Annotated in this window: 11 protein-coding genes and 1 tRNA gene; 6 read left to right on the top strand and 6 right to left on the bottom strand. The window is 69.4% G+C overall.

The features are described from left to right. The first annotated feature begins 92 nt into the window (after positions 1-92). Together I8N67_RS30730 and I8N67_RS30735 are read left to right on the top strand one after the other, a co-directional pair. Positions 93-1,475, top strand: coding sequence for an NAD(P)/FAD-dependent oxidoreductase (locus tag I8N67_RS30730; protein WP_200307506.1), 1,383 nt, complete (start codon positions 93-95; stop codon positions 1,473-1,475). Between the two features lie 323 nt (positions 1,476-1,798). Then, a complete protein-coding gene (locus tag I8N67_RS30735) occupies positions 1,799-3,100 on the top strand; it encodes a class I SAM-dependent methyltransferase (RefSeq protein ID WP_200307507.1) in 1,302 nt (433 codons plus the stop codon). A gap of 104 nt (positions 3,101-3,204) precedes the next feature. Here the strand turns inward: I8N67_RS30735 and I8N67_RS30740 are convergent, their stop codons facing one another. Both I8N67_RS30740 and I8N67_RS30745 read right to left on the bottom strand, forming a co-directional pair. Continuing rightward, positions 3,205-5,745 (bottom strand): ABC transporter permease, encoded by a 2,541-nt coding sequence (locus tag I8N67_RS30740; protein WP_200307508.1) that lies wholly within the window; start codon positions 5,743-5,745, stop codon positions 3,205-3,207. A 145-nt stretch (positions 5,746-5,890) separates the two neighbouring features. After that, positions 5,891-6,661 (bottom strand): ABC transporter ATP-binding protein, encoded by a 771-nt coding sequence (locus I8N67_RS30745; protein WP_200307509.1) that lies wholly within the window; start codon positions 6,659-6,661, stop codon positions 5,891-5,893. 435 nt (positions 6,662-7,096) lie between these two features. Between I8N67_RS30745 and I8N67_RS30750 the strand changes: the two genes are divergently transcribed. Then, a tRNA-Leu gene (locus I8N67_RS30750) sits at positions 7,097-7,179 on the top strand. 299 nt (positions 7,180-7,478) lie between these two features. After that, positions 7,479-8,357, top strand: coding sequence for a Bax inhibitor-1/YccA family protein (locus I8N67_RS30755; RefSeq protein WP_200307510.1), 879 nt, complete (start codon positions 7,479-7,481; stop codon positions 8,355-8,357). 103 nt (positions 8,358-8,460) lie between these two features. Here I8N67_RS30755 and I8N67_RS30760 read toward each other — a convergent pair whose 3' ends face one another. Next, complete coding sequence (locus I8N67_RS30760) at positions 8,461-8,691, bottom strand: DUF4287 domain-containing protein (protein ID WP_200307511.1); 231 nt, start codon at positions 8,689-8,691, stop codon at positions 8,461-8,463. 103 nt (positions 8,692-8,794) lie between these two features. Between I8N67_RS30760 and I8N67_RS30765 the strand changes: the two genes are divergently transcribed. Then, positions 8,795-9,106: a hypothetical protein gene (locus I8N67_RS30765; RefSeq protein ID WP_200307512.1), complete on the top strand. Its 312-nt coding sequence runs from the start codon at positions 8,795-8,797 to the stop codon at positions 9,104-9,106. A gap of 142 nt (positions 9,107-9,248) precedes the next feature. Here the strand turns inward: I8N67_RS30765 and I8N67_RS30770 are convergent, their stop codons facing one another. The 3 genes from I8N67_RS30770 to I8N67_RS30780 form a co-directional block, all read right to left on the bottom strand. Next, on the bottom strand, positions 9,249-10,031 hold the full coding sequence (locus I8N67_RS30770; RefSeq protein WP_200307519.1) for a hypothetical protein: 783 nt from the start codon (positions 10,029-10,031) through the stop codon (positions 9,249-9,251). A 289-nt stretch (positions 10,032-10,320) separates the two neighbouring features. Next, positions 10,321-11,541, bottom strand: coding sequence for an acetyl-CoA C-acetyltransferase (locus I8N67_RS30775; protein ID WP_200307513.1), 1,221 nt, complete (start codon positions 11,539-11,541; stop codon positions 10,321-10,323). A 336-nt stretch (positions 11,542-11,877) separates the two neighbouring features. Beyond that, the gene (locus I8N67_RS30780; protein WP_200307514.1) at positions 11,878-12,951 is read right to left on the bottom strand and encodes an SGNH/GDSL hydrolase family protein; all 1,074 of its coding nucleotides are present in this window, start codon (positions 12,949-12,951) and stop codon (positions 11,878-11,880) included. A 160-nt stretch (positions 12,952-13,111) separates the two neighbouring features. Between I8N67_RS30780 and I8N67_RS30785 the strand changes: the two genes are divergently transcribed. Beyond that, entirely contained in the window at positions 13,112-14,512 is a 1,401-nt protein-coding gene (locus tag I8N67_RS30785) for a cystathionine beta-synthase (protein ID WP_200307515.1), read from the top strand. Positions 14,513-15,588 lie beyond the last annotated feature (1,076 nt).

The raw sequence follows: 15,588 nt of genomic DNA on the forward strand, positions 1-15,588 counted from the left end.
TCACGAAGGCCGCGCAGTGTAGCAGAGGGCGCCAGGAAGCTTGTGAAGGGGCGCACGAGCGACCCCCGGATGGCGGGTACATACTCGATGGCATGAGCACCACGGAGCGTCCCAGGATCCTCGTAGTAGGCGGTGGGTACGTAGGCCTGTACGCAGCTCGGCGCATCCTCAAGAAGATGCGCTACGGCGAGGCGACCGTCACGGTCGTCGACCCCCGGTCGTACATGACCTACCAGCCCTTCCTCCCCGAAGCCGCCGCCGGCAGCATCTCCCCGCGGCACGTCGTCGTCCCACTGCGACGCGTGCTCCCCAAGGCGGAGGTCCTCACCGGCCGGGTCACCACCATCGACCAGGACCGCAAGGTCGCCACGATCGCCCCGCTGGTCGGCGAGGCGTACGAGCTGCCCTTCGACTACCTGGTGATCGCGCTCGGCGCGGTCTCCCGCACCTTCCCGATCCCCGGCCTCGCCGAGCAGGGCATCGGCATGAAGGGCATCGAGGAGGCCATCGGCCTGCGCAACCACGTGCTTGAGCAGCTCGACAAGGCCGACTCCACGACCGACGAGGACGTCCGCCGCAAGGCGCTGACCTTCGTCTTCGTGGGTGGTGGCTTCGCCGGCGCGGAGACCATCGGCGAGGTCGAGGACATGGCCCGCGACGCCGCGAAGTACTACAAGAACGTGTCCCGCGAGGACATGCGCTTCGTGCTCGTCGACGCCGCCGACAAGATCCTCCCCGAGGTCGGCCCGAAGCTCGGCCTCTACGGCAAGGAGCACCTGGAGGGCCGGGGTGTCGAGGTCTACCTCAACACCTCCATGAACTCCTGCGTCGACGGCCACGTGGTGCTGAAGAACGGCCTCGAGGTCGACTCCAACACGATCGTCTGGACCGCCGGCGTCAAGCCGAACCCGGTCCTCTCGCGCTACGGCCTCCCGCTCGGCCCCCGCGGCCACGTGGACGCCCAGCCGACCCTCCAGGTCACCGGCACCGACTACATCTGGACCGCCGGCGACAACGCCCAGGTCCCGGACGTCGCCTCCCGCAAGGCCGGCGTCGAGAACGCCTGGTGCCCGCCGAACGCCCAGCACGCGCTGCGCCAGGCGAAGGTCCTCGGCGACAACGTGGTCTCCGGCATGCGGGGCTTCCCGCAGAAGGAGTACGCGCACTCCAACAAGGGTGCGGTGGCCGGTCTCGGCCTCCACAAGGGCGTCGCGATGATCGTCATGGGCAAGATGAAGATCAAGCTGCGTGGCCGCCTGGCGTGGTACATGCACCGTGGCTACCACGGTCTGGCCATGCCGACCTGGAACCGCAAGATCCGCGTCTTCGCCGACTGGACCCTCGCGATGTTCCTCAAGCGCGAGGTCGTCTCCCTCGGCGCGATCGAGACTCCGCGCGAGGAGTTCTACGAGGCGGCCAAGCCGGCGCCGGTCGCTGCCGCGAGCAAGACCGAGGAAAAGGCCAAGGCCTCCTGACCCCCCCTCGCCGCTGAACAACCCGAAGGACCTCCCGCCATCCGTGGTGCGGGAGGTCCTTCGGCGTTCGCGGGAGAGCTCGGGGGGTTCGGTGGGGTGGCGGGTGCGGGTCGTTCGTGGTTGCTCGCGCAGTTCCCCGCGCCCCTTAAAGGCGAAAAGCACGGGGCGCAGCCCCGGCTTTTCGAGGGGCGCGGGGAACTGCGCGAGCAACCCCCACCCACCCGCGGCCGAACAACACGCCTCAGCGGGAATACGGCTCAGCCCCGCAGGTGATTACGTTGGCGTTGGACATTCCGGGATCTCTCGTCACGGAGGTGTGCGCCATGCAGGACGCCGCGTCGCGGCTGAAGGCCCTGCTCGAGCAGGTGGTGGGAGCCCCGCTCCCGGTCCGGCTGCGGGCCTGGGACGGATCGACGGCCGGTCCGCCGGAGGCACCCGCGCTGGTGGTACGGAACCGCAGGGCCCTGCGCCGGCTGCTGTGGAAGCCGGGCGAGCTGGGCCTGGCCCGCGCCTGGGTCGCCGGGGACCTGGGTGTCGAGGGGGACCTGTACGCCGTACTGGATCTGGTGGCGGGCCATGTGTGGGAGCGGGCGGAGGACGCCCGGGGTCTCGGCGAGGCCCTGCGCGACCCGGAGGTGCGGGCGGCTGTCAGGGGGCTGCTGAGGCTGGCGGGCCCTGCCGTGCTGCTGCCGCCCGAGCCGCCCCCGGAGGAGGTCCGCGTCGGCCGTCACCGGCACACCCGGCGCAGCGACCGACGGGCCGTCAGCCACCACTACGACGTGGGCAACGACTTCTACGAGGTCGTCCTCGGCCCGTCGATGGTGTACTCCTGCGCCTACTGGGCGACCCCCGACGCCACCACTCTCGAAGCCGCCCAGCACGACAAGCTCGACCTCATCTGCCGCAAACTCGGCCTGACCCCGGGCGCGCGGCTCCTCGACGTCGGCTGCGGCTGGGGCTCCATGGCCGTCCACGCCGCCCGCGAGTACGGCGTCCACGTCGTCGGCGTCACGCTCTCCCGGGAACAGGCCGCGTACGCCCGTAAACGTGTGGCCGACGAGGGGCTGACCGACCGGGTCGAGATCCGTGTCCAGGACTACCGCGACGTCACCGACGGGCCCTACGACGCGATCTCGTCCGTCGGCATGGCCGAACACGTCGGCGCCGACAAGTACCTGGAGTACGCCGAGAACCTGTACCGCCTCCTCGCCCCGGGCGGACGGCTGCTCAACCACCAGATCTCGCGGCGGCCGGAGCGCGAGGAGAACACGTACGCCGTCGACGGGTTCATCGACGCGTACGTCTTCCCGGAGGGCGAACTCGCCCCCGTGGGCACCACGGTGACCCTGCTCGAACGCGCCGGCTTCGAGGTCCGTGACGTGGAGTCCCTCCGCGAGCACTACGCCCTCACGCTGCGCGCCTGGGTCACCAATCTCGAAGCCCGGTGGGCCCGGGCCGCCGGCGTCGCCGGCGCCGGCCGTGCCCGCGTCTGGCGCCTCTACATGGCCGCCTCCGCGCTCGGCTTCGAACAGAACCGCATCGGCGTCAACCAGGTACTGGCCGTGAGGAACCCTGAAGGGGGCGCGTCGGGGCTGCCGCTCAGAGCCCGCACCTGGGACGCCTGACCGTCCCCACGGGCGGGTGAGCGGCCACGTACGCGTGTACGAGTGGGCCCCGTTCCGGTGACGGAACGGGGCCCACTCGCACAGCCGTCACACGGCTCTCGCGGCTACTCCGACTTGATCGCCGTGAGCATGTTCAGCTTCGCGGCGCGGCGGGCCGGCCACAGGGCCGCCAGGACGCCGACCGCGGCGGCCATCAGCAGGAAGACGGCCATCCGGGTCCAGGGGAGGACCAGTTCGTACGTCGGCATCTTCGCGGCGAGGAGCTCACCGGCGGCCCAGCCGAAGAAGACGCCGAGACCGATGCCGAGGACACCGCCGAAGAGGGAGATCACGAGGGACTCCAGGCGGACCATCCGCTTGATGCCCCGCCGGTCGAGACCGATCGCACGGAGCATGCCGATCTCCTGGGAGCGTTCGAAGACCGACATGGCGAGGGTGTTGATGACCCCCAGGACGGCGACGATCACGGCCATGGCCAGCAGGCCGTACAGCATGTTCAGCATCAGCGTGAACATCCGCGCGATGTCGTCGGAGAGGTCCTGCCGGTCCTGCACCTGGATGGCCGGGTTCTCGCCGAGGGCCTGCTCAAGCCGGTCCTTGGCGGCGTCGGAGGCGCCGGCCGAGGTCTTGACCATGACCATCATGTCGGCCGGGTCGGAGGAGGCCGGCAGGTGCTCGTCGAGCGTGGCGTTGTCCAGGAGGATGCCCCGGAGCAGTTCGTTGCTCTCGTAGACCCCGGCGACCGTCAGCTTCTGCTTCTCCCCGCCCTCGAACCCGGCGGTGAACTCCGCCCCCGCCTTCCAGCCGTACCGGGCGGCGGTGTCCGCGTCCACGACGACGTCCGCGCCGCCGACCTTGAACGTCCCGTTGTCGACGGGGAGGTCGGTGAGCTTGCCGATGGCCGCGCCGTTGACGCCGGTGAGGTACTCGGTCTCGCCCCCGATCCGGGACTCGGCGTTCCGCAGCGACGAGGTGTCGGTGACGCCCTCGGCGGCGGCGAGCTTCTTCTCCACGTCGGGGGAGAGGAGGTTGCCGTTGGCCATCGAGACGACGTAGTCCGCCTTGATCGCGTCGGCCGCCATCTTGCCGATCGCCGACTGCAGACTGCCCGCCATCACCGTCATACCGGTGATCAGCGTCAGACCGATCATCAGCGCGGAGGCGGTGGCGGCGGTACGGCGCGGGTTGCGCACGGAGTTCTGCCGGGCGAGCTTGCCGGACACCCCGAAGACACGCAGGAGCGGGGCGGCGGCCGCGATGAGGGGGCGGGAGAGGAGCGGCGTGAGCACGAAGACCCCGATGATCAGGAGTACCGCGCCGACCCCCATCGGGACCTGTCCGTCCGAGCCGTTCATGGTGGTGGCGTACAGGACGGTGGCGATGCCCGCGCCGGCGAACAGCGCGCCGAGCGTGTTCCGTACGACGAGCGACCTGGTCGTCGCCTGCGCGTGCATGCTGCCCATGGCGGCGACCGGCGGGATCTTCGCCGCGCGGCGGCCCGGCAGCCAGGCGGCCAGCATGGTGATCAGTACGCCGACCAGCAGGGCGGTGACGACCGTGCCCGGGGAGATCACCAGCGGGCCTGCGGGGACGGTCGCGCCGAGCGTGCCCATCAGCGACCGCATCGCCGCGCCGATGCCGATACCGGCGGCGAGACCGGTGACGGCCGCGACCGCGCCCACCACGAACGCCTCGATCAGCACCGAACGCGTCACCTGGCGGCGGGAGGCGCCCACCGCGCGCAGCAGCGCCAGCTCCTTGGTGCGCTGGGCGACCAGCATCGTGAAGGTGTTGGCGATGATGAACGTGCCCACGAACAGGGCGATCCCGGCGAAGACCAGCAGACCGCTCTTCATGCCACTCATGGACGCGGCGATCTGCGTGGCCTGGCTGTCGGCGAGCTGCCGGCCGGTGGTGGTGCTCGCGGTGTCCGCGGGGATGATCTTGTCGAGGGCCGCCCGCAGCTGGGCCTGGCTGGTCCCGGCCGCCGCCTTCACGTCGATCTCGCCGTACTCGCCCGTCATGTGGAAGAGCCGCTGCGCGGTCGCCGTGTCGAACAGGGCGAGGCTGCCGCCGGCCGCGACATTGCCGTCGTCCGTGGTGAAGATCGCGGTGATGGTGGGGGTGAGGACCGGGCCGTCGACGGAGAGCCGGATGGTGTCGCCCACCTTGTACCCGGCCCGCTCGGCGGTCTCCGAGTCGATGGCGATCTCGTTCTCGCCCTTCGGGGCGCGGCCGCCGTCCTCGATGGGGTACCTGGGGTCGTCCGTCCCCCAGTAGTTCCCGCCCTGCGACTGGAAGCCGCCGCCGATCAGCTTGCCGTCCTTGTCGGCGAGCGCGGCGAACCCGCTCACCACCCCGATCGCCGACTCGGCGCCGGGCGCCCCCTCGGCCTTCTTCAGCAGCTCGGGCGTCAGCTTCGGCTGCTCGGTGATGCTGTCGCCCTCGTCCGGGCGGTACCCCGGCTCGATCGCGACGTCCACATGGTCGAAGCCCTTGGCCGAGCTCTTCTGGAACGCGTCCGAAATGGTGTTCGTGAAGACCAGCGTGCCCGACACGAAGGACACGCCGAGCATCACGGCGAGCACGGTCATCAGCAGCCTGGCCTTGTGCGCGAGCACGTTGCGCAGGGCGGTACGGAACATGAAGGGGTCCCTGTTTCGGGGTCGAGGGCGGGCGCATTCAGCCCGTCCGGCGTTTGAGGACGAGGCCGAAGGCCGATGAGGGGTCTGGGGGCGAGGCCGCCAGGAACGGGATGGGACGGGTAGGGGCGGAGGGGGGCGAACTCCCCTAGCTCGTACGCCCCTTGGTGTCGAACCGCTTCATACGGTCCAGGACGGAGTCCGCCGTCGGCTCGTGCATCTCGTCCACGATCCGCCCGTCGGCGAGAAAGATGACCCGGTCCGCGTACGCCGCCGCCACCGGATCGTGCGTCACCATCACCACCGTCTGCCCCAACTCCCGTACCGAGTTGCGCAGGAAGCCCAGCACCTCGGCGCCGGAACGTGAGTCGAGGTTTCCGGTCGGCTCGTCGCCGAAGATGATGTCCGGCCGCGAGGCGAGCGCCCGCGCCACCGCGACCCGCTGCTGCTGGCCGCCGGAGAGCTGGGCCGGCCGGTGGGTCAACCGGTCCGCCAGGCCCACCATCTGGATCACGGTGTCCAGCCACCGCAGATCCGGCTTACGGCCCGCGATGTCCATCGGGAGAGTGATGTTCTCCAGCGCCGTCAGCGTCGGCAGCAGGTTGAACGCCTGGAAGATGAAGCCGATCTTGTCCCGGCGGAGCTTGGTGAGCTGCTTGTCCTTGAGCGAGCCCAGCTCGGTCTCGCCGATGCGGACGGATCCGGCCGAGAAGGTGTCCAGGCCCGCCACACAGTGCATCAGCGTGGACTTGCCGGACCCGGAGGGGCCCATGATCGCGGTGAACTGGGCCTGCCGGAAGTCGACGGTCACCTGGTCGAGGGCGACCACCCGGGTCTCGCCCGCTCCGTAGATCTTGGACAGTTCCGTGGCGCGGGCGGCCACTGCGGTGGTCCGGTCGGCGAGGGGCGTGGTGGTCACGGGTGGGAACTCCTGTCGGAACGACGGCGTTTGCGAGCTGCGCGAAGGAAGGTCTCCATCGTCCTGGCGCGGGGGCGCGGTGTAGTCAGCCGTAGTTCTGGTTCCGGGGGCAGACTTCTGACGGACGGAAGGGCGCCGCGTCATACCTGGGTATGACGGAGGGCTCTGTGCGGGTCTGGGGCGCCCTCATCTACACGAGCCACCGCGTCACCGCGTGTCTCCCCGGTGCTGCCGCTCGTTCGGGCGGTGAAATTCCGTCATTCCGCATACACCCGATCGGGCCGTCCGGAAGGCTCTTGGCAAGTGCGGATGGCCTGTTCCCTGGGCTGATGCACCCTCAGGCGTCAATAAAATAAGACAACATCGGTCCGCTCTTCGACTGTTCGAGGGAAGCGTCCCGATAGGGTCGGAAGCTCAGCGCGGAGCCCATGGCCTGCCCGGATGGTGGAATGCAGACACGGCGAGCTTAAACCTCGCTGCCCCTCGCGGGCGTACCGGTTCAAGTCCGGTTCCGGGCACCTCCGACCAACCTCGAACAAAAATCCCCGCACTCCCACGCATCGGCCCCCCCGGCGGCGGGCACCCGGCGGGCGCTCCGCTCGCACGGGACGTGCCCACCAAGTGGTTGATCTCTGGATGATCGCGGGTGTGTACCGGGTTGGTCATGGGTTGAGGGGGGTGGGACGGGGAATCACGGAGACGCGTAGCGTGTTCGATGACAAGGCAGGGAAAGATCCTCCCCAAGCACTAGGGTTAATCCTTTGCCTACCTATTACTCTTGAGCCAAGGCCACGCAGGGTGGCCATGGAGGAGTGAAATGAGGAGCAGCAACCCGGTCTTCTCGCGACGGGGGTTCAGCCGCGACAACGGCCACGCGGGCTTCAGCACCGCGCCGCAGGCCGGGGGAGCAGCTGTCGGCACCCAGGGCAACCCCTACGCCCAGCAGGGCAACCCCTACGCGACGAACCCGTACGCCCAGCAGGACCTGCAGCACGGAGCCCCGCCGCAGGCCCCGGTCACCACCGGCCGGATGACGATGGACGACGTCGTCATGCGCTCTGCCATGACGCTCGGCACGGTCGTCGTCGGCGCGATCCTGGCCTGGGCCCTCCTGCCGGTGACGCCCTCGAGCTTCGGCCTGGCCATCGGCGCCGCGCTCATCGCCTTCGTCCTGGCGATGGTGCAGTCCTTCAAGCGCAAGGCCTCGCCCGCGCTGATCCTGACGTACGCAGCCTTCGAGGGTGTCTTCCTCGGCGTGCTCAGCGAGATGTTCAACACGCGCTGGAGCGGCGCGCCCTTCCAGGCGGTCCTCGGCACCATGGCGGTCTCCGGCGCCACCCTCCTGGTCTACAAGGCGGGCTGGATCCGGGTCACCGCGCGGTACGCCCGTATCGGCATGACCATCGCGATCGCCTTCATCCTCGTGATGGCGGTCAACCTGCTGCTGGTCGTCTTCGGTGTCGCCGAGGACGGCGGACTGCGCAGCATGGGCCCCCTCGGCGCGATCGTCGGCATCCTGGCCATCCTGCTCGGCGCGTTCTTCCTGACCCTCGACTTCAAGCAGATCGAGGACGGCATCGCCTACGGCGCCCCGCGCGAGGAGTCCTGGCTGGCCGCGTTCGGCCTGACCATGACCCTGGTGTGGATCTACGTCGAGATGCTGCGCCTGGTCGCCATCTTCAGCGGCGACGACTAGTAGCGGAGCAAGTGATCCAAGTCGTGCGAAGGGCCCGCGAACCTTGGTTCGCGGGCCCTTCGCCATGTCGTCGGGATGCTGCCGGAGCGAGGCGAAAGCACTCTCAGAGCAGCTTGCGCGCGGCCCTCCTCAGGTCGTACTCGTGGATGATCGCCTTGGCGTGGCCGTACGCGAGGTCGTACTCGTGCCGGAGCCAGCTGACCTTCTCCTCGAAGTTGAAGAGAGCGGGGCCTTCGTCGACTTTGCGGAGCCAGTCGGAGATCTCACGACCGGTGCAATGGGGGATGCGGGCGAGCAGGTTGCGATGGGTCTCCTCGGAGAAGACTTGGGACATCGGCGCCTCCGGACGAAAGGGAATGTAAGCCGGTCCTTCAAGTCACGTTGCCTGAGTGGCGGCCTGTTGGCAACAGTCCCGCCGGGGCGCGTACGCTCGCGGCGTGCTTGATACGACGCCGTTGACCCGTGCCGTGGAACATTTCGCCGACCGGTTGCGGGCGGCGCCGCAGAGCCGGCTCCAGCGTGGCGCTGCCACGGAGGCACTGGGGCTGGCCAGGGAGTTGGCACTGCGTGCCCAGCGGCTGGAGTCGCCGGCGGGGCCGCTTCGCGAGATGCCGGACGCCGGGATGTTCGCGGCGGCCGATCAGGTCATGGTCGCCGGGAACGATCTCGCGCTGGTGTTGGCGGATGCGGGGGAGCTGGCGCAGGCCGTGGGGCTCGTGGAGGAGGCTCAGCGGCGGGCCGGGGTGTGAGCGTCGGGCCGGACCGGGGTGCCTGTTCGCCGTAGGGGGCGTTCGTCGAGGGCGGGTGCGGGTTCGTCCGTGTCCTCGCGCAGTTCCCCGCGTCCCTGAAAAACAGGGCATGGCCGCCCCTCACCGGCAGGGGAAAGGTGCCCTACAGCGACGCGATCACCCTGTCCGCAAGGATGTAGACCATGTCCTCGCCGCACTGGAAGGTGAGGGTGTAGGCGCCGGAGATGCCTGAGCCGCCGAGGAGGACGGGGGTTTCGCCGGTGTGGAGGGCGCCGGCGAGGCGTTCGGCGGTCTCGCGGTGGCCGGGGGTCATGCAGAGGGTGGTGCCGTCGGCGAAGACGTAGACGTCGAGGGTGCCGAGGGGGCCCGGGCGGACGTCGGCCAGCTCGGTGCGGGACGCGGCGAGGTCCTCCAGGCAGGCGACCGTACGCTCGTGGTCGTTGGTGACCGGGGACTGCACCGGGACGAAGTCCGGGTGCGAGGGGTGGCGGCGGCGGGCCGCGGCCAGCTCCGCGGAGTCCCCGGCGAACTCGTCGCCCTCCAGGCTCGGCTCGGTCACCGGCTCAAGGTGCTCCAGACCCGCGAAATCGGACTGCCGGGGCAGGAACAGCTCACTGTCGGGCAGACCCAGCAGAGAAGGCGTGTCGGAGATGTCACGGGCCTCCTGAGCGGCCCAGAACGCCCGCGCCTCGGCGAGCTCACGCTCCCGCTCCTCGGCGAGCGCCTCGGCGACGGCGGCGCGTATCTCCTCGGTGTCGGAGGCCGCCCGGGCGGCCGGCACCACGGCCCGCGCCCCGGCGGTCCGGCTCTCGGCGAGCTCGGCGCGCAGGGCGGTGACCTGTCGGCGCAGCCTCGTGAGGGCGCGCAGGACGGCGACGCCCACGGCGGCGGTGGCGGCCGTGGTGAGCAGCAAGGCGATCGGCATAGCGCTCACTGACGTACTCCCGGTTCAAAGTCGACCCCCGACTTCCTACATCAGCTTGAAGGGTGGACTAACCAGCTGTCAGTGCGTAACGTCACGAAACGGGCATGGATTTCGACCCGGTGTTTAGTGCTGAAACTGCTCTGACCTGCGTAAATCCCTCTCCGGAGGGAGATAGGTCACATCCTGGGGGAGATTGGATCACAAAACGGCCCGGAGCCCCGTAGTTTCCGGGACCCCGGGCCATAGCCTCACGGTACGCACCCGTGTGGCCGCGGGCGTACGCGGGTTGTCAGCTGAGGCGCTCGATGACCATCGCCATGCCCTGGCCGCCGCCGACGCACATCGTCTCCAGGCCGAACTGCTTGTCGTGGAACTGGAGCGAGTTGATGAGCGTGCCGGTGATGCGGGCGCCGGTCATGCCGAAGGGGTGGCCGACGGCGATGGCGCCGCCGTTCACGTTCAGCTTGTCCAGCGGGATGTCCAGGTCGCGGTAGGAGGGGATCACCTGGGCGGCGAAGGCCTCGTTGATCTCGAACAGGTCGATGTCGTCGACGGTGAGGCCCGCGCGGGACAGGGCCTGCTTCGACGCCGCCACCGGGCCGTAGCCCATGATCTCGGGGGAGAGGCCCGAGACGCCCGTCGAGACGATCCGGGCGAGCGGGGTCAGGCCCAGCTCGCGGGCCTTCGTGTCCGACATGATCACGAGGGCGGCGGCGCCGTCGTTGAGCGGGCAGCAGTTGCCGGCGGTGACCAGGCCGTCGGTGCGGAAGACCGGCTTCAGGCCCTGCACGGCCTCCAGCGTGACGCCCGCGCGCGGGCCGTCGTCCGCGCTGACGACCGTGCCGTCGGGCAGCGTCACCGGGGTGATCTCGCGCTCCCAGAAGCCCTTCTTGATGGCTTCCTCGGCGAGGTTCTGCGAGCGGACACCGAACTCGTCCATGTCCTGGCGGGTCACGCCCCACTGGCGGGCCAGGTTCTCGGCGGTCTGCCCCATCGCGATGTACGGGTCGGGGAGCAGGCCGTCCTCGCGCGGGTCGTGCCAGTCGGCGCCCTCCGACTTGGACACGGCCTCCGTACGGGCCACGGCCTCCTCGAAGAGGGGGTTCTGTGTGCCGGGCAGGCCGTCGCTGGTGCCCTTCACGCTGCGTGACACCGTCTCGACACCGGCCGAGATGAAGACGTCGCCCTCGCCCGCCTTGATGGCGTGCAGCGCCATGCGGGAGGTCTGGAGCGAGGAGGAACAGTAACGGGTGACCGTGCAGCCCGGCAGGTGGTCCATGCCCATCTGCACGGCGACGATCCGGCCCAGGTTGTGGCCCGACTCGCCGCCGGGGAGGCCGCAGCCCAGCATCAGGTCGTCGATGTCCTTCGGGTCCAGCTCCGGGACCTTCGCCAGGGCCGCCTCGATGATCGTGGCGGTCAGGTCGTCGGGGCGCAGGTCCTTGAGTGAGCCCTTGAATGCGCGGCCGATGGGGGAGCGGGCGGCTGAGACGATCACGGCTTCGGGCATCACGGCTCCATTGGCGTATGGCGTACGTACGGAAAGCTGGGCTGTGGGGGAAGTTACCCGTACGTATGGTCGGGGTCACGGACATGGGGGTGTGACTCCGGCCGCACTTTTCTAAGCGCTTGCTTTTTGGCTCCGCCGTGCCAGGAGCTCGGGGGGTGGGGTGCGTTGGAGGGTGCGGGCCCGGTGGGGGCTGTTCGCGCAGTTCCCCGCGCCCCTAAAGGCGAAAAGCACGGGGCGCAGCCCCTGCTTTTCAGGGGCGCGGGGAACTGCGCGAGCAACTACAACGCACCCGCAGCCGCCCACGCACCCCAACCCCCCGAGCTCCTGGGCGCGTCCCTACGCCTCCGCGGCAGCGCTGGGCGCCGGGTCCGTGGCCGGGACCCGCCGCCGCCGGCGGCGTTTGAGCAGTGCCCAGGGCCCACGCGGCCCCGTGGGCATCGCGGCCGTCACCTCCGTGCCCGCCTCCGACGCGGCCTCCGCGGCCGCGCGGGCCACCGGCAGGAACCCCTCGCGGCGGCTGACGTCGGGCCGCTCCTCCTCCGCCGGCCACAGGCCCAGCGTGGCGCAGACGGTCGGCAGGAGAGCCATCGCCGCGGTCGCGTACCCCTCCGCGGAGGGGTGGTAGTTGTCGGGGCCGAACAGTTCGCGCGGGTTCTGCTCGAACTCGGGGCCGAGGAGATCGCCCAGGGACACGGTGCGGCCGCCCTGTTCGACGGTTCCGATCGTCTGGGCGGCCGCCAGTTGCCGCGAGGCCCGGCGGGCGAGCCAGCGCAACGGCTGCTGCACCGGCTCGATCGTGCCCAGGTCGGGACAGGTGCCGACCACCACCTCGGCCCCGGCCGTCCGCAGCCGCCGTACCGCCGAGGACAGGTGGCGGACCGAGCGGGTCGGGGGCATCCGGTGGGTCACGTCGTTCGCGCCGATCATGATCACGCAGACGTCGGGGAGCCGGGCCGAGTCCTCCAGGACCAGCGACACCTGCCGGTCCAGGTCGTCCGACTGGGCCCCCGGCAGCGCGACGATGCGCAGCCGCACCGGGTGCTCGGCCACCGCCGCGAGCCCCGAGGCGATGAGCGCGCCCGGGGTCTGCCGGGCCCGGTGGACGCCCTGGCCGGCGGCGGTGGAGTCACCCAGCATGACCAGCCGGAGCGGAGGATCGTCAGGGGCGTCGTACGCGCTGCCGTAGGAGCCGGACGCCCGGCCGTACCGGCTGCCGTACACATGGCCGTACAGGCCCTGCGCGCTCGGCGGACGCGGGCTGTGCCCGTTGCCCACGTGACGCTTGGCCATCCGTACCTCGGCCAGCAGCACACCCATGGCGGCCGCACCGACCAGCCCGATGCCGCCACCGCCGTACGCCGCGCCCGCCGCGATGCGCCGGGCCACCCTCGCTCTGGACATACTCGTCATGCGCCGCCGCCACCTCCTCGTAGCCGTACAACCACTCCTTGCCCCGTACCGGCACTCGGCCAATCCCGACGGTGGGTGAACAGGGAGAAGAAGAACGAGGGTGGGGCTTAGGCTGGCGGAACATCACGACCATCCCTCTTTTGCGGCTCCGGAGACAACGGTGCGATTCCACGACTCGATGATCAGCCTCGTCGGCAACACCCCGCTGCTGAGGCTCAACAGCGTGACCGAGGGTATCCAGGCGACCGTCCTGGCCAAGGTCGAGTACTTCAATCCCGGCGGTTCCGTGAAGGACCGCATCGCGCTGCGCATGATCGAGGCGGCGGAGAAGAGCGGGGAGCTCGAGCCCGGCGGCACGATCGTGGAGCCGACCAGCGGCAACACGGGCGTGGGGCTCGCCATCGTCGCCCAGCAGAAGGGGTACAAGTGCATCTTCGTGTGCCCCGACAAGGTGAGCACCGACAAGATCAACGTGCTCAGGGCGTACGGCGCCGAGGTCGTCGTCTGCCCGACCGCGGTCGACCCCGAGCACCCCGACTCGTACTACAACGTGTCCGACCGGCTGGTCCGCGAGACCCCCGGCGCCTGGAAGCCCGACCAGTACTCCAACCCCCACAACCCGCTCTCCCACTACCACTCGACCGGCCCTGAGCTGTGGGAGCAGACGGACGGGCGGATCACCCACTTCGTGGCGGGCGTCGGCACCGGCGGGACCATCTCCGGCACCGGCCGGTACCTGAAGGACGCCAGCGAGGGCCGCGTCCAGGTGATCGGTGCCGACCCGGAGGGGTCCGTCTACTCCGGCGGGTCCGGGCGGCCGTATCTCGTCGAGGGCGTCGGTGAGGACTTCTGGCCGACCGCCTACGACCGGACCGTCGCCGACGAGATCATCGCCGTGTCCGACAAGGACTCCTTCCAGATGACCCGGCGGCTGGCCAAGGAGGAGGGGCTGCTGGTGGGCGGCTCCTGCGGCATGGCCGTCGTCGCCGCGCTGCGCGTCGCCGAGCGGCTCGGGCCGGACGACGTCGTGGTCGTCCTGCTGCCGGACAGCGGACGCGGCTACCTCAGCAAGATCTTCAACGACGAGTGGATCGGTCAACATGGGTTCAGCGAGGACAAGCCCAGCACCGAACCAACGGCCGGACGGGTCCTGGCACAGAAGGCGGACGCGGAGACGGGTGGCATCCCGAGCTTCGTACACATGCACCCCACGGAGACCGTAGGGGACGCGATCAAGGTGCTACGTGAGTTTGGGGTGTCCCAGATGCCGGTGGTTGCTCCGGGAGCGGGGCACCCCGACGTGATGGCAGGAGAGGTGATCGGCGCAGTGGAGGAGCGAGTGTTGTTGCACGCCCTCTACGCCGAGCGCACGCCCGCTGATGCTCCGCTGGAGAAGCACATGTCAGAGCCGCTGCCGGTGGTCGGATCTGGAGAACCGGTGGCGCGCCTGATGTCCGCCCTTGAAGGCCGGGACGCGGCGGTTGTGCTCGTTGACGGCAAGCCTGCCGGAATCGTCACCCGCCAAGATCTCTTGGCCTTCCTCACAGCCGCAGGCGGCTGATTTACCCGGGGCTGAGATGGCAGGGAAGTCGGAGCTCTCGCAGGAGCGTGACGCGTGGGTTGAGCGGGAGCTGAGCAAGCTTCTGCCCGCCATCACTGAGGACACTTGGCCAGAGGTGTGGGTGTGGGCTGTGATCAGCCCGCAGGCAGCCTGACCCCACAGAAGACAAAGACCCCGGAGGCAGGTGCCTCCGGGGTCTTCCGCTAGGCGGTCACTTGGCGGCATGACACCTATGGAACGGATCACCAGATGCCCGAGCGGCGTACGCAGAGCAAGACTCCCAAAGTCCTCTCAGTCCGCCGGAACGACAGGATGAACGGCGACCCAGCCACGATCCGGCAAGCTTTCAAGGACGACACCGAAGCCACCCGTTGGGCTAGCCACATCGCTGCCAACATCCTTCGGCACACGTGGGTGAACGGCCACGAGGAGCCCGGCCAGCTCCCCGGCATGCGGAGCCGGTCGGAGGCCCCTCAAAGGGCCGTATTGGCAGCCGTACGACGCAGGTCAGAGGGCCGCGCCTCAGCAACGATCAGAGCCCCTGTCAAGGACACAGACAGGGGTTCTCGGGCTCTGAGCGCATGTAGGTTCTCCCGGATCGAGGCCAATTGGCCTCGATTGACCTGCGAATCTTCTGGGTCGTCTGATGTTCGGTGAGCAAGATCTTCCGCGTAACGAGGCCACTACTCGTTGGTAGCTATCAGACACTGGCTCCTGCGTGCGTGTCCGCTGGACCGTAGCTCTTCCTCTTCGGCACGTTCTTCCGGTCTTCCTTGCTGGTGTGGCGGCGGATCGTCGTTGTGGTGAAGCCGAGCCTGTGAGCGACCTCGCGCATGCTGAACGCTCCGGTAGCGAGCATCTCCTGAGCCACCTGTTTCTGGTGGGGGCCGAACAGGCGGTCCTGTGTTTGTGACGACGGACCGTTGTGTCATGCGCATAGCTGCCCCGTGGTTTCATCGGGGCCAAGTGGCCTCGCAGTGGCCCTCATTGCTGAGAAGTGGCCTCGCTCGCTGAGAAGCTACAGCGCACGGGATCAGACGTGGAAGTGCCTCGCCTCTTCCACGAAGCTCTTCCAT

The organism is Streptomyces adelaidensis, assembly GCF_016598475.1.
GTDB classification, from domain to species: Bacteria; Actinomycetota; Actinomycetes; order Streptomycetales; family Streptomycetaceae; genus Streptomyces; species Streptomyces adelaidensis.